Source organism: Palleniella intestinalis (assembly GCF_013166595.1).
In the GTDB taxonomy this organism is placed as follows: domain Bacteria; phylum Bacteroidota; class Bacteroidia; order Bacteroidales; family Bacteroidaceae; genus Prevotella; species Prevotella intestinalis.
This window is the reverse complement of sequence record NZ_JABKKG010000002.1, coordinates 410,390-436,437: the sequence shown is the minus strand read 5'-3', so window position 1 is coordinate 436,437 and position 26,048 is coordinate 410,390. Positions and strand designations below refer to the sequence as shown.

Here is a 26,048-nt window from a genome sequence, read left to right as displayed (position 1 = left end):
TGCCGGTCTGCAAGCCACGCTATCAGCATTTTATCCTCCGAGAATGGATAAATATCGTTGCAGTGATGCTATTTCCGCCGACACAACCAAATGTTGGAAATCGGTCGGATTGTTCTCTGTATGTGATGCTTCCAATGCCTTGTAATAGTTTATTTTCTCCTCGTTGCTGCCTTTGAGCGTTATCAATGTATAACCGGAGCGCAACAAGTACAAGTTCATCAGAAGCCTTGATGTCCGTCCGTTGCCGTCAATGAAAGGGTGGATGCGTACAAGTTCATCGTGCAGATAAGCTGCAATGATTACAGGATGTGCCTTCTGCTTCTCCATTTCCGCAAACCTTGCCATGAATTGCTCCATTTGTGGCTCTATCATATATGGCTGCGGTGGCACGTGTCTGCTGCCCGAAATCATGACCGGCACATTCCTGTACCGCCCGGCATTGCTCCTGTCTATGCTATGCAGGATAATGGCGTGTATGTCTTTGATTGTGCTTTCCGATATTTCAATGTCGTCTTTTGCGAAATCCTTTATATAGCTGATCGCCTCGGCATGGTTGATAGCTTCAAGATGTTCACGCATGGATTTGCCGGCAATGGTCACACCTTCGTTCACGACCAGGTCCGTTTCCTGCAATGTCAAGGTGTTCCCCTCAATGCGATTGCTCTCGTATGTGTATTCTATTGCAAATGCATCCTCAATCTTTTGCAGAGCTTCCACAGGTAATGGGCGAAGCTCTGACAAGCGTTTTCTAAGCATATCGCATTCGCAAAGCAATTGTTTAAGTTTCTCGTTCATGGCTATCTTTCTCGTTTTATCTTCTGCAAAGATAATGCAAACCGAATGCAATAGAGCTTGCTCTTTATTGCTGAGGTGTAGCTTATCTTCTGCAAAGATAGTCAAAAATATCAAAAAAAGACACGTAAGCAAGGAAAAATTAATAAAAAGTATAATCTCCTTTGAAAACATTTGGTTGTTGTTGGACTTATTGCTATCTTTGCATAATAAAGCCCACAAAAAGAGTTCTAAAAAGGTGGTGTTGCCATTCGCAATGTTCTTTGTGTGGGATAAAACATTGATGATAAACAAGTTATACCGAATAAAGTATGAAAATAGGAGATAAAGTGAGTTTCCTTTTTGACAAAGGTGGCGGAAAAGTCGCTGCAATAAAAGGAAATATAGTATATGTAGAGGATGCGGACGGCTTCCAGATTCCCACCCCGATAAACGAAGTTGTTGTGGAATCTTCCGCCGACAGCTACTCAACGAGCAACATGGTGAAGGCTATGCAGAGCATGGAACGCCGCCGGCAGATACAGTCTGACGGACGAAGCATGAAGGCGATGCTTAATGAAGGGCTTGACGAGGATGTCGACATGACGCGTGATGCCAATGACGACGACCCTTCAATGAAGGACATCACGTTCAAGGCTCCTGTCGAAGAGCGCAAGGGCGGCAACCTTCTCAGCGCCTATCTCGCATTTGTCCCGGAGGATATAAAGAAAGTCACCGACACGCAGTTTGACGCTTATCTTGTCAATGACTCCAACTATTATCTGCAATACACATACCTTTCTGCGGAGAACAGCAACTGGCACCTCCGCAAACAAGGCGTGCTTGAACCGAACACCAAGGAATTCATCGAGGAATTCTCACAGCGTGAGGTGAACGCATTGAGCCGTGTGTGCATACAGATGGTGGCATTCAAGGAGGACAAGCCTTTCGCATTGAAGAACCCTCTTAGTGTGCAGATGCGCATAGACCCGGTGAAATTCTACAAGCTCCATACATTCAAGCCGAACGATTTCTTTGAAGAGCCGGCACTGCTCTACACCATTGTCGAGAATGACAAGGTCACACGCTCTATCAATCTTGACCCGGACGGACTGAAAGAGGAAATGTATGCCAAGCCGGACGAGCTTGAGAAACTCACCAAAATGAACACAACTCCTTCACGCCATGGCTTGCAGGAGGCTGAGGTCATTGACCTTCACGCAGAAAAACTCCTTGACAGCACGGGAGGAATGTCGTCGTCTGACATTCTCAACTATCAGCTTGACAAGTTCCGCGAGGTGATGAAAAACCACCGTCACGAGAAGGGAAAGAAGATAATCTTCATTCATGGAAAGGGCGAGGGAGTGCTCCGCCATGCCATAATCCATGAGCTCAACTACCGCTACCGCCCTTGTACATGGCAGGATGCGTCATTCCAAGAGTACGGATATGGCGCGACACAGGTGACAATAAAGTAATGTCCGCATAACATTAGTATAAACAGGGAAGAAACATCCCCAAGCAATAAGAACAACATGACAAACCACGGATTCATAACAGTGGCAGCTGCGATACCGTCAGTGCGCGTTGCCGATGTGGCATATAATATAGAGGAGATAGAACGACTTGTAGAGAAGGCAGAGCAGAGTGGGGTGGAGCTCCTTGTGTTCCCGGAGCTTTCCGTCACAGGCTACACTTGCCAGGATCTGTTCCGCAGTGAGCATCTGCTTGACGCTTCCGACGAAGCACTGAACATTCTCTGCGATTTCAGCATAGGCAGGGCGATAACCTTTGTCGTCGGTGCTCCTCATCGTCAGGACGACAGACTGATGAATTCCGCCGCGGTCATCTGCAACGGCGAGCGCCATTATGTCCACAAGACATACCTTCCGAACTACAATGAGTTCTACGAGAAGCGCTGGTTCTCCGTTGAGGCTGTCTCCGCCGAGCCCCTTCTCTTCCGTCTTCCGTCAGGAGTGACCTTCGGAGTGGAGATTTGCGAAGACCTTTGGGCTGCCCTTCCGCCGTCAAGCCGCCTTGCAACGGCAGGCGCTGACATAATCCTTAACCTTTCCGCTTCCGACGAACTGATAGGAAAGCACAAATATCTGCTGTCGCTCCTCTCACAACAGAGTGCGCGCACGATGTGCGGATACGTTTACAGTTCTGCGGGATTCGGGGAGTCTACACAGGATGTTGTCTATGGCGGAAATGCCATAATCTATGAAAATGGTGTGCAACTCGCGCATTCCGAGCGTTTCTCCCTTGACCCTCAGCTTGTCATCGGGCAGGTTGATGTGCAGCGCCTGCGCACCGAACGCCGCACAAACACCACCTTCGGGCGTGCCCAAGCCACACAGATGCAGCATGCGGAGATTGTCTCTCTTGAACCTGACGATGACGCTTACAACGCGCTGAAGCGTAAGTTTGAGCTTACACGCCCATACGAGCCGCATCCGTTTATCCCGAAGTCGGAGGACATGAAAGCATCCTGCGAGGAGATTTTCAACATACAGGTGATGGGACTTGCCAAGCGACTGACGCACATCCGGTGCAAGGATGTGGTTGTCGGCATAAGCGGCGGACTGGATTCCACGCTTGCCCTCCTCGTCTGTGTGCGCACATTTGATAAACTCGGTTATGACCGCAAAGGCATCCACGGCATAACAATGCCGGGATTCGGCACTACCGACCGTACGCATGACAATGCCGTATCGCTGATGACAAACCTTGGAATTACACAGCGCGAGATAAGTATTGTGGATGCCGTAAAGCAGCATTTCACAGACATCGGGCATGACATCGACAATCACGATGTCACCTACGAGAACTCACAGGCACGCTACCGCACAATGCTTCTCATGGACATTGCCAATCAGGTGAACGGCATTGTCATAGGCACAGGTGACCTTTCGGAACTCGCTCTTGGTTGGGCGACATACAACGGTGACCACATGTCCATGTACGGTGTCAATGTCTCTGTGCCCAAGACCCTCATACGCTACCTTGTGCAGTATGTCGCTGACTACGAGGTGGACAAGTCTACCAAGGCAACCCTTATGGACATCATCGACACACCTATCTCTCCGGAGCTTATTCCGGCGGACGAGAACGGAAACATCAAGCAGAAGACGGAAGACCTTGTCGGGCCGTACGAATTGCACGACTTCTTCCTTTACCATTTCCTGCGCTTCGGATTCTCGCCTGAAAAGCTGATGCTTCTGGCACAGAAAGCATTCGCCGGCGTGTATGACGATGATGTGATCAAGCACTGGCTGCGCACATTCATGCGCCGTTTCTTCCAACAACAGTTCAAGCGTTCCTGTCTCCCTGACGGTCCGAAGGTAGGTGCGGTGTCATTGTCCCCACGTGGCGACTGGCGCATGCCTTCCGATGCATCCAACGCTCTCTGGATATTGGAGTAGCGTTTCAAAACGATTGATTTTTAGCGAGATAGCATAATTTGTGGACTTGTGCCACATAGTGACAAACGAAAGGTAACCTTTTGCATGGTGAAAGGTTACCTTTCGCTGTATAAAGTGTTACACTTCATCATGCAAAAGGTTACCTTTCGTTTTTATGCCGGTTATGGATAAGTTGTAAAGTCATAAATCCATGTTTTTTGATGTTTTAGCGTTTTGTTTTTTTTTGGAAAGTTTGTCGATAATGTGGAAAGTCGGTGTAACAACAATAAGAATCCGTAATATTGGTACAACAAACCGAAATTCAGATACAACTCAGAATGATATTTTTTCCTAATTTTGCATCCGTAACAGAAATGATTGCTAAATTCATTTACTAAAATAATCAATTAAAACGGATGAATAAAAAATGAAACCGTGTCTTGTCCCTTTGGCTAAAAACAACCGCAAGTTGCCGCAATACAAGTCCTTGTTCTTTATAGAGAACGCAGTGAAAATATTTCATCTCCAAGAAAATGAAAAGTAAATTGTTGATACTATCAGCCTTGTTTTTCTCTTATGCCGTGAGCGCACAGAACAGTGGCGAATGGGTAAAAGTCAAGAACGAGCATTACACCGACACATTGTCCATGCTTGAAATGCACAAATCTGCCAAAACATCCACGTACAGAATAGAGTATCCTCAAGGTGCGCATAATGATTGGCATATACATCCCGATGCCATACAGACGATGTTCGTAGTTGACGGAGAAGGTGTGTATCAGGAGGAAGGAAAACCTCTGCAACTTCTCCGTAAAGGCGATTTTGTCATATCCAAAGCGAATGTGAAACATTGGAACGGAGCATCAAACCGGAGCGGATGCACGGTGCTGACTATATCCGAGATAAGCGACAAGTCGCATGTCGAATGGTACGGGAAGGTCGATGAAACCGATATGCTTCAATCCGGAAATCCGAATATGGGCTTGGACTCAATGCTCGTGCGTATATCCGAGATAGATGTTCATCCTGAATATCTTGACGAATATATGAAAGCAGCCCTGACAGTCGGAGCCAGCTCCGTAGCCAATGAACCGGGTGTGGTGTGCATCTATCCTATGGTGCAGAAACGAGACGGAAGCAAAGTGCGCATACTTGAAATTTATCAAGACATGGAAGCCTACCGCCATCATATTTCAACACCGTGGTTTCAGACTTACAAGCAAGGCACGCTTCATATGGTCAAGCATCTTGACCTCGTGGATATGTTCCCGATGAACCCTTCGGCAATGCCGGCGATATTCCGTAAAATGTAACCGATATGGAATATTCTCAATTAGGCAATTCTGACCTTAGCTTGCTACAATATATGTATGTGGCTACCTCACAAACGAGCAGTATTCATGGGATATAGAACCCTTCGGTGCGAAATAAAGGAAAACGACAAATATCAGACAAAATACAATGTCTTTATACTGATAATCCTTAAAAAACTTTAATAGGAGTGCGAAATATGCGTGAATATTTTACAGTCTCAGATTTTTTCCGTACCTTTGCACACGCTTTTTAGGAAGTCGCTTTTCGGAGCGCCCATAAAGGTAACAACGGTTTGGAAGGTTGGGTGAGTGGCTTAAACCACCAGTTTGCTAAACTGACGTACGGGACTCCGTACCACTGGTTCGAATCCAGTACCTTCCGCAACTGCCGGCAGAGGCTGACGGTTTACATGTTACTCGGTGGATTCATCTAAGGGTTAGGATTCAAGATTCTCAATCTTGCCATAGGGGTTCGAATCCCCTATCCACTACAAAAGAAGGGCTGAAGGAAAGTGAAAAACGATAACTCGGTGGATTCATCTAAGGGTTAGGATTCAAGATTCTCAATCTTGCCATAGGGGTTCGAATCCCCTATCCACTACAAAAGAAGAAGCAGGGCGATGCATTTTTTTGCACCGCCTTATTTTTTATCTTTTAATTGTATATCATGATTCGTAAAGCATACCTCATTGTAATTCTTGCCTTTATTCCATGCATCTTGTCAGCGTTGCCTCCTGTGAAATGGAACCAACGCTATCAAAGCTATATAGACAGATATAAGGATTTGGCCATCTGCGAGATGTTGCAGCATGGTATTCCTGCAAGTATCACCCTTGCCCAGGGACTTCTTGAGAGTGGTGCGGGCGAGAGTGAACTGGCACGCAGGAGCAATAATCATTTCGGAATCAAGTGCCATGACTGGACTGGGGCAAAGACGTATCATGACGATGACGAGACGGGCGAGTGCTTCCGTGTGTACAAGTCTGTCTATGATAGCTATGAGGATCATTCTAAGTTTCTCTGCCGTAGCCGTTACAGCCGTCTGTTCTCTCTCTCACGTACAGACTACAAAGGATGGGCACGCGGCCTGAAATCCTGTGGATATGCCACAAATCCTAAGTATGCCCAGTTGCTCATAGACATTATCGAATGTTACAATCTGTCTCCTTTGGACAGGGCTAAGTCGTATAATCCGGCGAATGTCAGAGGTGGCAGCTCTTCGGCAGTGTCACGAAAGTCAGCTTCAAGTGGAACTTCTTCGAGGGGGGCATCTGCTGTAAGGAGAGGGCATGAAGTGAAAATGAATAACCGCAACTACTATGTTATAGCACGGCAGGGTGACACATTCAAGAGTATAGCCAAGGAGTTTGACATCTCTTACCGCAAACTTGCACGTTATAACGAGCGTGACCGCCGTGATGTCCTAAGGCCTGGTGACATTATTTATTTTGAGAAGAAGCGTACAAAGGCTGATAAGAGGTACAAGAAGTGCCCTCATGTGGTGCGTGCAGGCGAGTCGATGTATGACATTGCGCAGAAGTATGGAGTGCGCCTGAAATCGCTTTATAAGAAGAATCATATGACACCGGCTAATACGATTCGTGTGGGAGACAGAATCAGGGTTTACTGATTTTGTTGCTTTCCCTGGCGTTTGTGCCGGCGGAATAACCGCATATTTTTTTTGAATGTGAGATATAATATGGTGATTTTTTTGCCTGTTTGTGGAAAAATGTGTAACTTAGCAGCAAAATAAGAGTACAGATATGAAAGCATCACTCAGAAAACCGCCCGTTGGGCTTCAGACATTTTCCGAACTGCGTGAACGAAACTTGTTGTATGTTGACAAGACTGGACTGATATACAATCTTGTTCAAAGTCCTGCAAAGTATAATTTTCTCAGCCGTCCGCGTCGCTTTGGAAAGTCTCTTCTTGTCAGTACCCTGAAGAGCTATTTTGAGGGGCGCAGGGACTTGTTTGAGGGTCTTGCCATTGCCGATTTGGAGACAGAATGGAATGAATATCCTGTCCTGCATTTTGATATGAGTCGCAACAAGCATCTTGATGATGAGCAGTTGGAGTATTATCTTGGATTGCAGGTTGGTGAATATGAACGCATTTATCATTGTGAGAATGGTGTAATAGGTAGTGGCAATAGGTTGGATATATTGGTTAGGCGTGTTTATGAAATGACCGGCAAGCAGGTTGTTTTGCTTATTGACGAGTATGACGCGCCTTTGCTTGATGTTATGCATGAGGAAGATAATCTGCCAAAGTTGCGCAACATTATGCGCAACTTCTACAGTCCACTGAAAGCCTGTGACCCATATCTTCGCTTTGTCTTCCTTACCGGTATCACAAAATTCTCTCAGTTGAGCATATTCAGTGAGCTGAACAATATCAGTAACATAAGTATGTTGCCACAATATGCGTCCATATGTGGCATAAACAGTGATGAACTACAGACACAGATGCGTACCGAAGTGGAGAATATGGCATCGAACATGGGGCTGGCTTACGAGCAGTTGATGCAGAAACTGAAGGATAATTACGACGGTTATCATTTTACTCCAAACTCTCCGGACATCTATAATCCGTTCAGCCTACTTAATGCCATGCTGTATGAAAACTTGAAATCTTACTGGTTCGGCTCCGGCACACCAACCTATCTTATTGAGATGTTGCGTAAATACGGTGTCCGTCCGTCAGAGATAGGCGGTGTTGACGCTATGGCATCGGACTTCGATGCACCGACAGAGAAGATGACAAGCATTATGCCGTTGTTGTATCAGAGTGGGTACATAACTATAAAAAACTATTCACCAACAACGGAAATCTATCATCTTGACTTCCCAAACAAAGAGGTGAGAACCGGACTGTTGGAAAGTTTGCTGCCATCCTATCTGCACCAGTATAAAATGAAGGGCATGGTTACAATAGGAAGAATGTATGAGTGCATACATAATGATGACTTTGAATGTGCGCTTGAGCATTTGAAAACATTCCTCTCCACCGTCCCTTATTGCGACAATACCGACTATGAAGGCCATTGGCAGCAGGTTCTCTACATAATTTTTTCTCTCCTTGGAGCATATCTTGATGTAGAGGTTCGCACAGCTACCGGGCGTGTTGATATGGTAATGCGTGCACAGACGAAGCTATATGTCATCGAACTTAAATTGGATAAGACTGCGGAGATAGCCATAGAACAAATAAATCTGAAGCAGTATGACAAGCGTTTCGCCTTGTCTGGTCTTCCAATAGTAAAAGTCGGCATAAATTTCGACACAGACACGCACACACTTGACAGATGGGTTATTGAGGAGTAAATATACTCACAAGCAGCAAATGAGGAACGAACCACAGAAGAATCGTTCCTCATTTGCTGCTTGTCGTTCCTTGTTTTCCTGCTATTTTCACAACCTTTATGCTGATTTCGTACAGCAGATATAGCGGTATTGCAACAACTCCAAGTGTCATAATGTCCGGTGGTGTTATCACGGCAGCGACAACCATTATTGCCATGAAAGCGTGTTTCCTGTATTTTGACATTAGTGCTGAGGAAACAATTCCCATCTTTGCAAGTGTGAAGGCTATCACCGGTAATTGAAACACAACTCCCATAAGCAATGTCAGTGTTGTGAAAGTCGATACATAACTGTCAAGAGTTATTGCAGAGTGGACACGCTCTGCAACGCTGTATGTCCCAAGGAATCTGAAAGAGATAGGGAATAGCACGTAGTAGCTCATCAGACCCCAATAATGAACATGAGATAAACAATGACAACAATGCGTACGGAATACCTCCTTTCATTGTCGTAAAGCGCAGGTGCCACGAACCGGAGCATGAACATTGACAACCGACGTTACACCCCATAGGAGCCTCGTCTGCTGCTTTTGCAATAACAGGATTACTAGCTAACACTACTGCGCCGATAATTGGCAATACACCCTTTGCAGTCTTCTTGAAGAAATCCTAAAAAGTTTGAAAGTTTTTTATTTGGAAGCTCTTTCGTTCTAATTGTGCGGTGTTTTTCAACAGCGAATGAACGCAAGCCACGCAGAGAGATGAAGGTCACGCAGATTACGCGGATTCTCACGGATATTTTCAATTATTGGTGTTGTTCGGTAAAGAAAACATAAAAAGCGGCAAAGCTCTTGCATGTCAGTATTGGTGAGATTGTTCTTTAAGAGGGCTCGTTAAATGTGTTAGTGGTGATAAGGAAAATCATGTCGGTTGATTGTATTGAATAACTTGTATCACCACCTCCTCGAAGACCGACGGAATTAGAAAACTCATGCATATTCTCATGCGGGATTCCTTAGCAGAAAAACTTTTGCACTAAAGCATCGTTGCGTTTTTACCGATACCAACAAATAACCTGTTTTTGTTGACAAACTTGTTTGTTCCTGCCGGACACTGACAATTCCAGAGTTTGTGAGGTTTCAGTACATTAATATATGTAATGAAACTCTTTTGATATTGGTCAATTTTCATAATATCCTTAATATGTTTTAAAAGATTGGGAGATATTTTGGAGTTTACAGAAATAATACGTAATTTTACCCCTGAATCTAAGACTAAGATACCAAAATCTAATAACCTAATATACGAATCGCTATGAAAGTATATCAATCTAATGAGATTAAGAATATCGCGTTGCTTGGCAACGATGGTTCCGGTAAGACAACCCTCACTGAATCCCTGCTCTACGAGGCAGGTCTGATTCAGCGTCGTGGTCGTGTAAGCCTCGGCACAACGGTGAGTGACTATTTCCCCGTAGAGCAAGATTATGGATACAGTGTGTTCTCGACTGTCTACCATGTTGAGTACAACAATAAGAAACTGAACATCATAGACTGTCCGGGCTCTGACGATTTTGTCGGTGCGGCGATAACGGCACTTAATGTGACAGACACCTGTGTGCTGCTGCTCAACGGACAGTATGGCCCGGAAGTAGGTACACAAAACCATTTTCGCTATACAGAAAAGCTGAAGAAACCGGTTATATTCCTTGTCAATCAGCTTGACTCCGAGAAGTGTGATTATAATAATGTGGTAGAGCGCCTGCGCGAGATTTACGGCAACAAGTGCGTTCCTGTGCAGTATCCTGTGAATGAAGGTCCGGAGTTCAACTCCATTATTGATGTCCTTCTCATGAAGAAATACTCTTGGAAGCCTGAGGGCGGAGCACCTGTCATTGAGGATATTCCGGCAGAGGAGATGGACAAAGCGCTTGAAATGCACAAGGCTCTTGTCGAGGCTGCTGCTGAGAATGATGAGGGATTGATGGACAAATTCTTTGAGACAGAAACACTTACCGAGGACGAAATGCGTGAAGGCATACGCAAGGGGCTTGTCACACGCTCCATATTCCCAGTGTTCTGCGTATGTGCAGGCAAGGACATGGGTGTGCGCCGACTTATGGAGTTCTTGGGCAATGTCGTACCTTTCGTAGATGAGATGCCGAAGGTTCATAACACTCGCGGTGAGGAAATAGAGTGCAATTCCGACAAACCGACATCGGTTTATTTCTTCAAGACAGGCATCGAGCCTCATATCGGTGAGGTTGCTTACTTCAAGGTGATGTCAGGTTCTATCAAGACCGGTGACGAATTGACAAACGTTGACCGTGGCTCAAAGGAACGTATCGGACAGATATATGTATGTGCCGGTGCTCAGCGAATTGCTGTTGATGAACTCAAAGCCGGAGATATAGGCTGTGCAGTCAAACTGAAAGATGTAAAAACCGGGAACACCCTAAACGGAAAGGACTGCGAGAACCACTTTGATTTCATCAAATTTCCTAACTCAAAGTACTCACGCGCTATTGTTGCGGAGAACACTGCCGACACAGAGAAGATGATGGCAGCTCTCCTTAAGATGCGTCAGGAGGATCCGACATGGGTTGTCGAGCAGAGCAAGGAACTCCGCCAGATTATTGTTCATGGTCAGGGAGAGTTCCATCTCCGCACCTTGAAGTGGCGTCTTGAGAACAATGAGAAGATTAATGTGAAGTTTGAGGAGGCACGCATTCCTTACCGCGAGACAATCACCAAGGCTGCACGCGCTGACTATCGTCACAAGAAGCAGTCCGGAGGAGCAGGACAGTTCGGTGAAGTTCACCTCATTGTCGAGCCATACGCAGAAGGTATGCCTGACCCAACGGTATATCGTTTCAATGGTCAGGAATTCCGCATGAACATCAAGTCACGCGAAGAGGTAGACCTTCCTTGGGGCGGAAAGCTGCAATTCCTCAACTCTGTTGTGGGTGGAGCTATCGATGCACGCTTCATGCCGGCAATCCTGAAAGGCATCATGGAGTGCATCGAGCGCGGCCCTCTGACAGGCTCTTATGCACGTGATGTGCGTGTCGTAGTCTATGACGGCAAGATGCACCCGGTAGACTCCAACGAACTTTCGTTCATGCTTGCCTCACGCCATGCCTTTGCTGATGCGTTCAAGGAGGCTGGACCGAAGATTCTTGAACCTATCTACGACCTTGAGGTCTATGTTCCGGCAGACTATATGGGTGATGTCATGTCCGATCTTCAAGGACGCCGTGCACTCATTATGGGCATGGACACAGAGAACGGCTATCAGAAATTGCAGGCGAAGATTCCACTCAAGGAACTTTCCAGCTACTCAATCGCTCTCAGTTCTCTCACAGGTGGTCGTGCATCATTCACGACAAAGTTCGCTTCCTATGAGCTTGTACCGGCAGATTTGCAACAGGGACTTATAAAGGCTCATGAGTCAGAGACTTCAAATGAAGACTAAAAAATATATGTATTTCGGGAAAAGTAAGGAGTTCCCGGACATATATTCAAACATCATGTGATTTTTTTACTGAGGTGGTCATGCTGAGACAGCACGACCACCTTTTTATGTATTATGGTTTGTTTGTGAATACAAAGTTTATAAGCACATGAGGTGGCATGCGTTATTTTTGTTTTATATCCACCAAAGTCAGTGGCATATCAGAATCAGCAATTGTCATTTTCTTGATAATTTTGCTTGACAACATAAAAAATATTCAAAAAGTTTTCAAATTTAAGAATAATTCATTACTTTTGTATCTGATTTCCTTATTGTCCTTGTTAGGAAGCGCCACCTCGGGCTCTCCGGTAAAGGTTCTATAAGTCCACGCCGAGCGGAAGCAAACCTCTTTTCATAAAAGGCATGACTGCGGAAGCGGGTAGGGAAGGGGAATCAATACATATTGAGAAGGCGTTTAACTGACGCTTTGGTTTTGACGATGTAGAATCTCGCAAATTCAAACTGTTTGTCAAGAACAAAGCAACGTGAACGCCCTATGGGATGTATATTATAGATATGCAGCCACAATTGTCTTTGGTAACTACGATTATGGTTACTAAAGTGGTATGGTTATATATCATTATAATATGCTATCGGCGTGGGGCTTTTTGCGTTGCTCGTTTCGACAAACAGGGCAATGCGAGAGCCTTACATCGTGAAACGGGCAACAGTACAGGCTCCACACCTTTTTTGTATGTACGTACATCGCAAACCACTATATATGTTAACCGCAAGCCATGGCAGCCAGTTTGCATAAATTCTATGATAATTGGCCATGGATATTATCGCCAAGAATCCTTATCGCTACTTGGGTGTTTATTCAAACTCTCCAATCAAAGAGCGTGTAGCTAATAAGGGAAAGATGAATGCCTTCTTGAAAGTGGGGAAGACTGTGTCTTTTCCTTTAGATTTGCCCAATATATTGCCAAACATAGACCGCACAGTGGAAACTGTTGCTAATGCCGAATCAGAACTTACACTTCCAATTGACCAAATTAGGTTTGCTCAATTCTGGTGGATGAGTTCCACTCCGCTTGATAGTATTGCTTTTAATCATCTAATGGTTGGTAATGTGGAAATGGCCAAAACTATCTGGAACAACAAAAATAATGTTTCTTCGTTTCAGAATAATTTTGTATTGGCGTGTATTAGCGAAGATTGGGTTTCTGCTATCCGCTATGCAGAAATATTATACTCTTGTTTTTCAGAAGATTTCATAGCGCAGGTAATAGGTGATTGTGTATCAATAGAAACTCCTCTTTGGCAAATGCTTATTGATTCATTATTTGAGGCCAAGGTCGACATGCAGTCGTTCACGAATGTAATAACGAATGGACAATGGAGAAATTATATCGCAGAAAAAACAATCAACCCTCTAATTGATTCTGTTACGAATGCTATTGAGACGGCAAAAGCGTCAAGAGGTAAAGGAGCAACAGCCCGCTTGCAAGCCGGAGAAAAGTTGATGGCATCCACAAAAAGCTCACTTACGCAACTCAAAAAAAACTTGCCTGCTTCAGACATACGTTATCAAACAATCGCTGACAAACTCGGTTTGGCAATCCTTCAGTGTGGAATAGATTATTTCAACGGCTCGGAGGCAAAAGATGCTGCCCAAAAGGCGATGAAACTCCAATCGTATGCTCAAAGTATTGTTGTGGGTAAAATGGCGAAGGACAGGTGCAAGGAAAATGTTGATATCCTCAAGAAAATTATCGATAGTCTTCCTCCTCAAGAAGTGTTTACGGAAGCCAATGCCGTTCAAGATGAATTGAGGAGAGCCAACAGTCTTCCAGACAAGACTTGCCACTCCATTACCCTCTTGACCAATACGAAACCCCATCTTCAAGCAATCAAAATAAAGTTGGGTTCAACGAATAGTTTTTACCTTAAACTTTCCACGCAAGTGGTGAATGTAGCCTTATATAACGTCATAGAGGAGGTGAATGCTCTGCAAAATGACCCGACATTCAAATTAAATATGATTGTGGACAGAGAAGTTGCGTTATCCTCTTTGAGAACTGTTCTGAGGATTGCTTGGAAAGCTACAACGATTATGGATGGGTTTGATATGGAAGTTGAATTTAAATCCAATAGGTATAACACAAACAGACAGTCGCTAAAGAATATGTGTGAGCAAGTTGGATTATCTACAACCACATACGACGGATCTCGTGCACCACGTATTGTTCCTCCTACACCAGACACCGTTGCACCTCCTACACCTCCGCCTTCCGGGAAAATGCCAAGTTGGCTGGCATACCTTATTGGTGCTCTTCTTGTCGGCTTCATAGGGGCGTTATTTAATGGAGGAGAAGGATTCGTTACAGGTTGTATTCTCGGTTTAATGTTTGCTGGCCCTATACTCAAGGCTATTTTCAGCGAGGACTAATTCATAATAATCTATAATAATTAATAAAATGAAAATTAGAAAGTTAATAATTTGTTCCATTTTCTCTTTGTCTTGCATTTCTGTACAGGCTCAAAATAGCTATACAGGAACAGACATAGCAAATCTTCAACAACGCATAGAAAATGTTGAAACGAAAAATAACCAATTGGGAATGGAATTAAAAGCTTCCAACCAAAACGTTCGTTCATTAACATCTGCTATTGACTCTTTGCAAGAAAAATATTGTGCATTATCACAGGCTTGTGACAGTTTACGAATTAGGACTGTGGAATTGTCCAAGAATCAGATTTCAGACAAGAAAGAGCTTAGTCTGAATCTACTAGAAACTCATGAGGATATTCGGTCAACAAATGATGTGCTATTGACACGGACATTGTGGATTGTAACAATTATAATGATTATCATTACTGTTGTGGGAATTACCATAGCTAACATTGGTAAAAAGGTAAAACGTGGTTCATCATCTATTGATGAGATACGTAAGATTCAGGAATCCTTAAAAGAGTCTTACATAAAGATACAAGAAGAGTCAGCCAAGCTGGATAATCAGATGATTTCCTTAATGGAAAAGCAGATAAATATTCAGCAAGCTTTAACACCGACAGGAACAGACCATTCGCTGGCTCTTAAAGTGGCAAGGGAGATAGTCCGAATAGAGTTGAATTTATCTCGTATGGACGCGTCCGTTAAAGGTTACAAGCAATTGGCAAAGGGTGTCCAACGAATTAAAGATAATTTCAAAGCTAACGACTATGAAATAGTTGATATGCTTGGTAAACAATATCAACCAGGTATGAAGGCTGATGTTACATTTGTTACTGACGAGTCTTTGGAGACTGGACAACAAATTATCACTCGAATTATTAAACCTCAGGTAAATTATAAACAAATAATGATTCAGGCTGCACAAATAGAGGTGAGCCAATCAGACTAAAAGCATATATCAGTTATGGCAAGATTAAAAATTGACTATGGTATCGACCTCGGTACTACAAACTCTGCAATATGCAGAATGGAAAAAGGGGAACCAGTTGTAATCAAGACAGATGTTCTCAAGGACACTATGCCTTCATGTGTTTCTTTTACCAAGAAGAAAAGTGTTAAGGCGGGAGATTCTGCTTTCAATGACATGAAGAGTGGCAAACTTAAGGCGGCTAAAGTTGGTAAGGCTGGAGTTTCAAATGCATACGTTGAGTTTAAGCGCACTATGGGAACTAATACTAGGTATAATAGTTCTTATATGGATAGAGATTATTCTTCAGAAGAGCTGTCCGCCGAAGTTTTGAAGACATTAAAGTCATTCGTGACAAATGAGAAAATTTCTTCTGTAGTGATAACTGTTCCGGCAAAGTTTACTGTGGGGCAAAAGACTGCGACAATGGAAGCTGCAAAGATGGCCGGTTTTACAAAATGCGAACTATTGCAAGAACCTATCGCTGCAGCTATGGCATACGGATTGTCCACTAACGAGAAAGATGGCATTTGGATGGTATTCGATTTTGGTGGAGGAACATTTGATGCAGCATTGCTAAAGGTTGAAGATGGTATTATGCAGGTGTTTGATACCGAGGGAGACAACTACCTTGGTGGAAAGAATCTGGACTATGCTATTGTGGACAACATTATCATTCCTTACCTAATGCAGAACTATGAATTGGGTGAGACAATCGCAAATGCTGATAAGAAAGAGGTTCTCCGTGATGCGATGAAGACATTCGCTGAAGAAGCAAAGAATCAGTTGTCGTTTAAAGACCATGAAGACATTTTTTCTGATCTTGGTGAATTGGGTGAAGACGAGAATGGAGAGGAGATAGAGTTGGACTTGACTCTTACACAAGCTCAGGTATTTGATGTCATGCGCCCTTATTTCCAAAAAGCTGTTGATATATGCAAGAACCTATTAAGCCGAAATAATCTTGAAGGAACTCAAATTAGCAAATTGATTCTTGTCGGTGGTCCAACGCATTCTCCATTAATTCGTCAGATGTTAATGGAACAAATAACGCCCAATGTGGATACAAGCATAGATCCGATGACAGCTGTTGCAACAGGAGCGGCACTTTATGCATCAACGATGGATGCAGCTGTAGATGATGAGGAAATCAAAGTTGGTACGGTAAAATTGGATATTGGGTATGAGTCAACTTCTGTAGAAACCACAGAATGGGTAAGTGCGAAACTGTCAGCAGACAGCGACTATTCCAAAGTGTATGTAGAATTGGAAAGAAGTGACAAGGCCTGGTCGAGTGGCAAAGTGGAAATTGACATCATTGGCAATGTCATTGAAACCAATCTTCTTGAGTCAAAACCAAATTCGTTTGCTGTAATAGCATACGATGAAAAAGGTAATAGACTTCCGTGCTTTCCAAATGAAATCACGATTATTCAGGGTTCAAAAGTTGGTGCGGCACCACTTCCGTACAATATAGGTATTGCCACGTGGAGCGATGTGAAAAAGCGTCCTGTATTCCGTATGGCGAAAGGCCTTGAGAAAAACAAACCAGTACCTGCTGTCGGAGTAATCAACGACTTGAAGACTACTGGTCAGCTGCGTCCAGGAGTGGGGAGTGATACACTTAAGATTCCTGTATATCAAGTTGACGATTTTAATGGAGCAGAAGGTAGGAGTGCTTCTCTTTATGAATACGTTGCCGACATTATTATAACAGGTGACGATGTTGATTCTTTGATTACTGAGAACTCTTCTGTGGATGTGACAATGAAAGTGGATACTTCCGAACAGATGACGCTTGAAGTACATTTCTTGGCTACTGACACAACGGTAGAGAAAGAGTTTTTCACAGGCAAGAAACAATCCATTGCTGATGCAGTTGCGGTTATTAATAGAGACCTCGTGGAAGCACAGCATAGCATAGACCGACTGAATGAGGTCGGTATAAATACCAATGAATTGCAGGAAAAATTGAATGCAGTGAAAGAAGAAGCTGCCAATAGTTCTGAAAAGAAAGCTGTGCTACAGCATTTGAAAGAGGTTCTTCGCAGCATTGAGGATAAAGACGATGCCACAGAATGGGACCGCTTGGATGCAGAGCTGCGTGAGGAATTTGACCGTTTGGAAAAAGCACAAGATGAACTTGGAAACGAAAAGACTTCACAAGTTGTTGAACAATTACGCCGTCAGACCGACCAAGTAATTCGTTCTAAGGATGTTAAAATTGGGCGGGAATTGTTGGATCAAATCCATTCACTCTTCATGCATCTTACGATGCTGTACCAACTCGCAGGTTTTATCCAACATTATAATGACAGATTCGGTGCCATACGTTGGACGAATGCAAGCCGTGCGCGACAGCTCCTTAATCAAGGAATGGAGATAATAAACAGCAATCCAACTGTAGACAAACTTCATCCAATAGTCAGGGGACTGTTTGATTGTATGCCGGATGACGAAAAGGCTGATGCTGGTGGTTTGCTAAAAGGATAGGGTATGCTATATCATTATACGACATTAGAAACACTACTTGCAATCCTGCAAAACGCAAATGTACAAGGTAACCCTGAGAATTATATAGTTCTCAGGGCTACCCATGCTTACTATTTGAATGATTCAAAAGAAGCAAAATTGCTCACCGAAGCTTTAAAAATCTGTGATATTCCTGAAAATGTAATCAAAACATGTGAATTGCTGAATGGATATCCGTATGTATTCTCATTGTCGAGCAAGGAAGACGACTTAAATATGTGGCGTGGATATGCAAATAATGCTGTAGGAGTGGCAATTGGTTTTGAACAAGGATCCTTTGCAAACATTAATAAATGGCAGATAAAGAGCCTAGATGAATATTCTTTTGTACAATGTGAATATACAACAAGTGAAGATATTGCCAGTAAACTAAAACAGAGTGAAGATATTCAAACCTTGATTAAGGCTATGCGTAATAATGCGGAGATTCATGATGTTACTGTCGTGTCACGTATATTGCTTGGTATGATGAAATATAAACACAAAGCATTTTGTGAAGAAGAGGAATGGCGCATAGTCATAAATAGTGGATTTGATGAAAGTTATAGGGCTGCTGCAAATACATTGATTCCTTATAAAGAATTTCGTGTGCCTCTTTCTGCGATAAAGTCGATAACTTTAGGTCCTAAAGTTGATGTTGATAAAACGTCATTCTCAATCATAAGAATCTTTAAGCAGTTGGGGATTCAAGACTTAGATATTATTCCATCGTGTGTACCGTATCAATAAATATCAATATGGAAAATCAAGCAGACATGAATCAAGATAAATAAAACTTAATATATCTATGAGTAAACTAATAGACGCAACAATAAAATGCCCGAAATGCGGGAAAGAATATCCGGTTAAACTCTTCAGGACAATATGGGGAGAACATGAAACCAATCGCAATCTTGTGATGAATGATGAGATCAACGTTTGTACATGCAATAGTTGTGGCTTTTCATTTAAGGCTTCTTATCCGTTTATGTATGTTGATGTGAAGGAGGGCTTTGCAGTTTGGTGGGAGCCTTTTCATGATAATGGAATAGATGCAGACACAGCAGGATATGCAAAAATGTTTGGAGCAGGAAGTTATTATGCAACAGCACCTCGGATTGCAAATTGGGAGACTTTCAAGGAAACTATTCAGAAATATTATAGAGGGGAACTGAAAGGAGGCAAAATAGAGAAATATGACATCTCTGCTTTGACGAATGGCAAGCAGCCAAGTAATAAAGGATGTCTCACTTTAATTGTCTTTTTCGTGATTTTTTGTGCCGGCTTAACATTAATATAACTGAATTATGCTGTATAACAAGAATGATGAAATATCAAAATATACAGTAGTGTTTCCGCATAAGGAAAGCCTTTATGCGGAAACCTATCGTGTGAAAGACGAGTGTGGAAAAACACGCTTTCTGAAGCTTATCAATTATGCCAAGCTTAATCGCTACCAAATTGATGATAGCGGAAATCTTGTAGAGGTGGAAATATCCAAGAAACTCAACCATCACAACTTATGCTCTTTTGTTGATTCCGGCAGCATCATGGTGAATGGCGGTCAGCGAACTTACATTGTAACTGAGTTTGTAAGTGGGGAAACACTCTCTCAAAGGCTAGTGCGTGATAACCAGTTTAGTGTATATGATATAAAAACAATAGCAGTTGCCGTTTTGTCAGCCTTGGACTATCTTCATAACCTTATTATTCCAATTATACATGGAGAAGTAACTATTCAGAATATAATGCTCAATATGGTTGGCGGATTGGCGGATTTGAAGCTCATTGATTTTGGACATGCATGTTTTCTCAATCAGCCACCAGTAAAGCCTGATTTGAATGAGTTAAGTCCATTCTATCTTGCACCGGAAAGATTCTCCGGTGTGAGCCAAATCCAATCGGACATATTTTCTGTTGGTGTGATTATGTACCAACTGCTTTATGGTGAGTTGCCATGGTTTGTCGATTTGTCTCGATTCAAAGGAGATAAGGTGGAGCGTATTCTTGAAGAACGCAATAAACCTTTGCGACTTCCACAAAAGGATATTTTCGAACTTGATGAGCAATTTGTAAATTGCATAATAAGAGCATTGAGTTATGATGTGGAGGACAGGTTCCAGTCTGCAAATGAATTTATCCAAGCCATTAAAGGCGAAATAAAGGTTGAAAGGCAGGATACATGTCGGAAGATTAAAGCCAACGAAGATAATAAGGCTGATAAGACAGGGAACACTTCGCTTTCTCATAAAGCAGCAGGTCCTGGTTTTTCTGCTATCGCCGGAATGGATGAGTTAAAATTGCAGCTTCAAGAAGAAATAATCGAACCTTTGCATCATCCGGAAGAATATGAGCGATATGGTGTTACTATCCCTAACGGAATGCTGTTATATGGTCCTCCAGGGTGCGGCAAGACATTTTTTGCCAAGCATTTTGCAGAAGAAGTTGGGTTTAATTTTATGTTTATTACACCTGCTACACTTAAAAGCCGTTATGTTAATGCTTCGCAAGAGAATATAGCCAAGATGTTCAGGGAGGCGGAAGAAAATGCGCCTACCATTATTTTTATTGATGAGATTAACGAACTAGTTCCCAATCGAGAGGAAAATGTGCATGAAATGTCAAGAAGTGCTGTCAACGAAATGTTGGCACAGATGGACAGAACAGGGGAGAAAGGTGTCTTTATCATCGGAGCAACAAATTCTCCCCACATGATAGACCCTGCCATATTGCGTGCCGGTCGTTTGGAAAAGAAATATTATATAGGAGTTCCGGATGATGCCGCACGGAAAGCCCTTTTCGAGCTTTATCTTAAGAACAGACCTTATGATTTCGGACTGGATTATGATGAGTTGTCAGCGCTTACAAAGAACTATGTCTCAGCGGATATACAACTGATTGTGAACAACGCTGCACGTATAGCTCTCAAAAAACGTTCAAAGATAACTATGGGCATTTTGAAGGACACTATTAATACAGTTCGACCATCATTGGCCATAAAAGAACTTCAACGCTATGAAGCAATCAAGGCGCAAATGAATGGAGAAGAAGTAAACAAATCAGGGAAAAGACCTAAAATCGGATTCAGATAAAAATACAAAACGATATGAAAACTAATGAATTGTACTTGAAAACCATTTTTTGCTGCATGGCTTGTGATGGTGATATAGCAAAAGAGGAAGTTGCATTGGTTAATAGCATAACTTCTGAGCAAGAAATATTTAGAGGTATGGACATTGAAGCAACGATAAATGAATATGTTGTTTCGATCAATTCAACAGGAGTCCTATTTCTGAAACAGTACCTGAAAGAACTGAGTATGCAGGAACTTTCTGCTGAAGAGCAACTGAACATTGTTGACTTTGCTATCCGGACAATATATGCTGATAATAAAATAGAATATTCAGAAGTCAAATTCTTCAAGAAAATTCGCAGCCGGTTGTCATTGACTGATGAACAAATTCTTGCTGTGAATCCTGATATCGAAGAATTTTTGTTTCCTGACATTAATGTAGTGGAAGACCCTGAGTGGGGAAATGTCGTATTCAGTAATATAAACTTTGCAGAATATGATGACCAGAATAATTCTGTTGGATAAATTATGAAAATTTGCTGCTTTCACCAAATCGAGTGCAACATAACGATTTCCGCCAAGGTTTTCGCGAGCCTTGGCGGAAATTGTTTCATAAACTTGTCATCAGAATACAATCGGGGACATGATGTTTTGCAAGGTGTTTACCACCGACCAGCCGGCAATCTCGGATGTGGCACTGTAAACATCTATCACGGCATGCACCTGATTGTTCTTTATTTCTACACGTTGCGTGTCGCCCTTGAAGCCCGGAGTGGACTGCATCGTCACTTGCATTTTGTCCGCACCTACCGACGCTAAGGAGGCTGCGACAGTGACATTAACCTTCGTCGGGAACATTTTGATGGCTTCGGCAGCCGTTCCTGCGAACACAGTCCGTTGCTCTGTCTGCAAAGTCTCGTCATAAACGGCAGTCCCTCTTAGCGCATCCGGCCCTTTCTCGTTGAAAAAACGGGCGGAAGCGTTGCCCATAAGTGATGCTGTGCGTAAGACATCAAATCCTCCGGTAGCACCCGAAGCAATGTAAACCCTTGTGCCATTGGCTTTTGCGGCGCTCTTAATCTGCTCGCAGAACTCCTTGTCTGCCAGCGCACCGATGGACAGAGTTACGATAGATGTCCCATTTTCCAATGCCGGAAGAGCCAGCTCACGCATTGCGGCAGGGGAGGCTGCCTCCACAAGATAGGCAGGTTTCAGTGCCAAAAGACTGTCCAAGGATTCGCACACCGCACAGTCTTTCCCATGCTTTCTCATTTTCTCCGCAATGCTTTCCGCCTTGGAAAGCGTCCGTGAACATACTCCCACCAAGTCATACTCCGGCAGCAAACCGTTGATAATCGCGTCGGCAACAATATTTGCCAACTTTCCGCATCCTACTATTACTAATTTTTCCATGTGTACAAAGTTACGAATAAGTCGAGAGAAAACCAAATTTTATTTGGGTTTTCCGAGCGTGAGTACCTTCGGCGTAGCCAATCTGACATAGCCAAAGTTACGAATAAGTCGAGAGAAAACCAAATTTTATTTGAGTTTTCCGAGCGAGAGCATTTACTGACATAATGAAAGGTGACACTTTGCACTGCCAAAGGTAATGCTTGGCTTGGTCAAAGGTAACACTTTGCCGACCAAAGTGATACCTTTGGTTTTGTTGAGGATAATATGGTGGATTTGAGATAGTTATGGCGGTAAAAACGTATTTGTGCTTTTCGTTTTGCAGGTAGCTATGCAGGGAAAACGGAACGTAATGTTTCAGCATTACAACTAAATTCCCGATATTGTTTGGATGTGATAATATTTTTCATTAATTTTGCAGCTATAATGTCATTTTGTAAGCCCGATTGGATATGGAAAACATACTAAACACTCTGCTCACCGATGTCAACGATATAATGTGGACATACGTTCTCGTTATCGCACTGATAGCCTGCGGCGTGTGGTTCACAGTGAAGACACGCTTCATGCAGTTCCGCATGATTCCTGAGATGATACGCCTGCTTACGGACTCGGCGGTGGAGACGGGGCAGGACACCATGAAGGGCGATGCTTCCGGCAAAGGGAAGGAGCGGCATATCTCATCGTTTCAGGCGTTTGCCGTGTCGCTTGCCTCGCGTGTCGGCACCGGAAACCTTGCAGGTGTGGCAACAGCCATTGCCATAGGAGGACCGGGAGCGGTGTTTTGGATGTGGCTTATTGCGCTTATCGGGGCAGCAACATCGTTCGTGGAGTCAACCCTCGCACAGCTTTACAAGCTCCGTAACAAAGACTCTTTCATCGGTGGTCCGGCGTACTACATACAGCGAGGATTGAAGAAAACGTGGATGGCGCAGCTTTTTGCCGTGCTCATAACCCTTCAGTTCGGACTATCAAACAATTCCATACAGTCGAACACTATCTGTGGAGCGATGAATGTGGCGTTCGGTTTCGATACGACCGTGACAGGAATAGTGCTCGTAATCCTCTCATTGTTAGTGGTTTTTGGTGGCATACAACGCATAGCGAAAGTATCGAGTGTCATTGTTCCGCTTATGGCGGTAGGCTATTTCCTGCTGGCAGTATATATCGTTATAACCAATGTCCGCCTCGTTCCGGAGATGTTTTCCATAATCCTTAAGGACGCTTTCGGCATCACGCAAGTGACCGGTGGCGGTATCGGGGCGGTGATGATGAACGGTATCAAGCGCGGATTGTTCTCCAATGAGGCAGGCGAAGGTTCTGCTCCGAACGCCGCAGCCACAGCACGCACGTCGCATCCCGTGAAACAAGGTCTGATTCAGGCACTCGGAGTGTTCACGGACACCATAGTTGTTTGTTCATGCACGGCATTCATCATACTGCTTAGTGGTGCGTACAGGGACACGTCACTGAATGGTATTGCCCTGACACAAAGTGCGTTGGGGCACGAAATCGGTGATTTAGGGCCGGTCTTTATAGCTGTCGCAATCTTCCTCTTTGCCTTCTCCAGCATCATCGGCAACTACTATTATGGCGAGGCAAACATCCGTTTCCTCACGAAAAGCAATGCCGTCATGACCGCCTATCGCATAACCTCTGCCGGTGTGATGGTCATGTTCGGTGCGCTGGTGAGCCTCGACCTTGTCTGGATGATAGGCGATTTCTGTATGGCACTCCTCACGATGTGCAATCTTGTTGCCATCGCTTTGTTGGGCAAATACGCTTTCCGCCTGCTGCAAAACTACCGCGAGCAGAAGAAATCCGGCATCAAAGAGCCTGTCTTCAAGAAGTCGATGATGCCCGATATTGCCGACGAAATAGAGTGTTGGGAATAGTAGTATCAGGCACTTAAATGTTGGATTTTGGCGTAAAATCCAACATTCGATGTCGGATTTTGGCGTAAATTTAAACATTTTATGTCGGATTTTACGCCAATATCCGACATTCTTGGTTGAATGATTTGGTAGTTTAAGGAAAAACATGTATCTTTGCCGGTAAATAAAAACAACAGCGATGAAAGCAAGATACATAGTCGGTGACATAGCGAGGACTGCTGAAAGTGTGAACGGCAGGATAGTGGTTTTGACGGGTGCGAGACAGACCGGAAAGACTACTATAGTACGCAACGGATTAAAAGACTATACATATCTTTCAATAGAAGATCCCGTTGCAGCAGACGGATATGCTCGACTGACGGCGTCACAGTGGAGGAGTTTGTATCCGAAGGCTGTGCTTGACGAGGTTCAGAAGCGTCCTCGGCTGGTGGAAAGCATAAAGTCGGTGTATGACCAATGGGACGAGCCACGGTATGTTTTGCTTGGTTCGAGTCAGTTGCTGCTATTAAATAAGGTGAAGGAAAGCCTTGCCGGACGTTGTACGATAAAGGAAATTTTTCCGTTGACATTGCCGGAGATAGAGACAACAGACTGGAATGACACTGTGCCGGACTCACCGTTCCAGACCTTGTTGAAGACAAAGGAGCTGCCGGCATTGTACCCTTCGTTCCTGATTGACCCAATGTATGCAAGGAAAATGGAGGCGTGGGAGCATTATAAGGCTTATGGCGGTTATCCTGCACTCTGTGATGAGCGTAGGACAGACGCTGAGAAACGCAGTTGGCTGGCTGATTATATCAGGACTTATCTTGAGCGTGATGTGAGGGATTTGGCAGCCATGCAGGACCTTGAGCCTTACAGTAAGCTGCAGCAACTGTTAGCGTTGCAGACAGGTTCGTTGTGCAATGTCTCGGCGATAGCCAACCACATAGGTATGAGTGCGACAACTGTGAAACGGTATCTGCAATACTTGACACTGAGTTACCAGACCATCACATTGCAGCCTTGGGAAAGAAACACGGCAAAAAGGCTGGTAAAGTCGCCGAAGATACATTATCTTGATAATGGCATCCTGCAGGCTGTGTTGCGCAAACAGTCAATGCCGAACGGCAATGAGTTTGAGAGTCTTGTCATTGCGGAGATGTACAAGCAAATCAAACAGATAGAGGCGGATGTGTTCTTGTATCATCTGCGTACTTCCGACGGTAAGGAAATAGACCTGCTTTTGGAGACACAGGATGGTTATTATGCCTTTGAAATAAAGCTGACGGAGCATGTGCAGGGAACCGATGCGCGCCATTTGCGCACGCTGCAACCACTGCTTGACAAGCCTTTGCTCCACAGTTTTGTGCTTAGCAATGATGTCAATGTGGCAGAGCTTGGAGAGAACATCACTGCCATTCATGCTGCGCAATTCCTTGGGTAGCAGTTTCTTGTGCATTGATTATAGGATTAAGACGAACAAGAATAACAGAATAACACAATAAAA

The 26,048-nt window shown here is 43.7% G+C and carries 17 protein-coding genes, 3 tRNA genes and 1 pseudogene; 18 read left to right on the top strand and 3 right to left on the bottom strand.

The annotated features are described in order from the left end of the window. Positions 1-30: 30 nt before the first annotated feature. Positions 31-795 carry a Fic family protein gene (locus HPS57_RS04330; protein WP_172180486.1) on the bottom strand — a complete coding sequence of 255 codons (765 nt, stop codon included), beginning with the start codon at positions 793-795 and terminating at the stop codon, positions 31-33. A 308-nt stretch (positions 796-1,103) separates the two neighbouring features. Here HPS57_RS04330 and HPS57_RS04325 point away from each other — a divergent pair, with 308 nt between their 5' ends. The 8 genes from HPS57_RS04325 (at position 1,104) to HPS57_RS04290 (ending at position 8,814) form a co-directional block, all read left to right on the top strand. Next, a complete protein-coding gene (locus tag HPS57_RS04325) occupies positions 1,104-2,249 on the top strand; it encodes a DUF2027 domain-containing protein (RefSeq protein WP_172180484.1) in 1,146 nt (381 codons plus the stop codon). 57 nt (positions 2,250-2,306) lie between these two features. Continuing rightward, on the top strand, positions 2,307-4,196 hold the full coding sequence (locus HPS57_RS04320; protein ID WP_172180482.1) for an NAD(+) synthase: 1,890 nt from the start codon (positions 2,307-2,309) through the stop codon (positions 4,194-4,196). Between the two features lie 512 nt (positions 4,197-4,708). Beyond that, positions 4,709-5,488 (top strand): antibiotic biosynthesis monooxygenase, encoded by a 780-nt coding sequence (locus HPS57_RS04315; RefSeq protein WP_172180480.1) that lies wholly within the window; start codon positions 4,709-4,711, stop codon positions 5,486-5,488. Positions 5,489-5,783: 295 nt separating this feature from the next. After that, a tRNA-Ser gene (locus tag HPS57_RS04310) sits at positions 5,784-5,870 on the top strand. Between the two features lie 37 nt (positions 5,871-5,907). Beyond that, a tRNA-Glu gene (locus tag HPS57_RS04305) sits at positions 5,908-5,979 on the top strand. Positions 5,980-6,017: 38 nt separating this feature from the next. Beyond that, a tRNA-Glu gene (locus HPS57_RS04300) sits at positions 6,018-6,089 on the top strand. 66 nt (positions 6,090-6,155) lie between these two features. Next, positions 6,156-7,118, top strand: a complete 963-nt coding sequence (locus tag HPS57_RS04295) for a glucosaminidase domain-containing protein (protein WP_172180478.1) — start codon at positions 6,156-6,158, stop codon at positions 7,116-7,118. Positions 7,119-7,251: 133 nt separating this feature from the next. Next, positions 7,252-8,814: an ATP-binding protein gene (locus HPS57_RS04290; protein WP_172180476.1), complete on the top strand. Its 1,563-nt coding sequence runs from the start codon at positions 7,252-7,254 to the stop codon at positions 8,812-8,814. Positions 8,815-8,863: 49 nt separating this feature from the next. Here the strand turns inward: HPS57_RS04290 and tatC are convergent. Then, positions 8,864-9,333 (bottom strand): annotated as a pseudogene (gene tatC / locus HPS57_RS04285) (twin-arginine translocase subunit TatC). Between the two features lie 773 nt (positions 9,334-10,106). Between tatC and fusA2 the strand changes: the two are divergent. The 8 genes from fusA2 (at position 10,107) to HPS57_RS04245 (ending at position 21,779) form a co-directional block, all read left to right on the top strand. After that, positions 10,107-12,266, top strand: a complete 2,160-nt coding sequence (gene fusA2, locus HPS57_RS04280; protein ID WP_172180474.1) for an elongation factor G2 — start codon at positions 10,107-10,109, stop codon at positions 12,264-12,266. 814 nt (positions 12,267-13,080) lie between these two features. Next, a complete protein-coding gene (locus tag HPS57_RS04275; protein WP_172180472.1) occupies positions 13,081-14,697 on the top strand; it encodes a hypothetical protein in 1,617 nt (538 codons plus the stop codon). Between the two features lie 28 nt (positions 14,698-14,725). Next, positions 14,726-15,652 carry a hypothetical protein gene (locus HPS57_RS04270; protein ID WP_172180470.1) on the top strand — a complete coding sequence of 309 codons (927 nt, stop codon included), beginning with the start codon at positions 14,726-14,728 and terminating at the stop codon, positions 15,650-15,652. Between the two features lie 15 nt (positions 15,653-15,667). After that, positions 15,668-18,163, top strand: a complete 2,496-nt coding sequence (locus HPS57_RS04265; protein ID WP_172180468.1) for an Hsp70 family protein — start codon at positions 15,668-15,670, stop codon at positions 18,161-18,163. 3 nt (positions 18,164-18,166) lie between these two features. Beyond that, entirely contained in the window at positions 18,167-18,931 is a 765-nt protein-coding gene (locus HPS57_RS04260) for a DUF2971 domain-containing protein (protein ID WP_172180466.1), read from the top strand. Positions 18,932-18,989: 58 nt separating this feature from the next. Continuing rightward, the gene (locus HPS57_RS04255) at positions 18,990-19,481 is read left to right on the top strand and encodes a CpXC domain-containing protein (RefSeq protein WP_172180464.1); all 492 of its coding nucleotides are present in this window, start codon (positions 18,990-18,992) and stop codon (positions 19,479-19,481) included. A 7-nt stretch (positions 19,482-19,488) separates the two neighbouring features. Then, positions 19,489-21,273 carry an AAA family ATPase gene (locus HPS57_RS04250; RefSeq protein ID WP_172180462.1) on the top strand — a complete coding sequence of 595 codons (1,785 nt, stop codon included), beginning with the start codon at positions 19,489-19,491 and terminating at the stop codon, positions 21,271-21,273. A 14-nt stretch (positions 21,274-21,287) separates the two neighbouring features. Beyond that, positions 21,288-21,779, top strand: coding sequence for a tellurite resistance TerB family protein (locus tag HPS57_RS04245; protein WP_172180460.1), 492 nt, complete (start codon positions 21,288-21,290; stop codon positions 21,777-21,779). Between the two features lie 99 nt (positions 21,780-21,878). Here the strand turns inward: HPS57_RS04245 and HPS57_RS04240 are convergent, their stop codons facing one another. Then, entirely contained in the window at positions 21,879-22,667 is a 789-nt protein-coding gene (locus HPS57_RS04240; protein WP_172180458.1) for an aspartate dehydrogenase domain-containing protein, read from the bottom strand. Positions 22,668-23,116: 449 nt separating this feature from the next. Between HPS57_RS04240 and HPS57_RS04235 the strand changes: the two genes are divergently transcribed. Both HPS57_RS04235 and HPS57_RS04230 read left to right on the top strand, forming a co-directional pair. Continuing rightward, positions 23,117-24,559 (top strand): alanine/glycine:cation symporter family protein, encoded by a 1,443-nt coding sequence (locus HPS57_RS04235; protein ID WP_172180456.1) that lies wholly within the window; start codon positions 23,117-23,119, stop codon positions 24,557-24,559. A 178-nt stretch (positions 24,560-24,737) separates the two neighbouring features. After that, positions 24,738-25,985 (top strand): ATP-binding protein, encoded by a 1,248-nt coding sequence (locus tag HPS57_RS04230; RefSeq protein ID WP_172180454.1) that lies wholly within the window; start codon positions 24,738-24,740, stop codon positions 25,983-25,985. Positions 25,986-26,048: the final 63 nt, after the last annotated feature.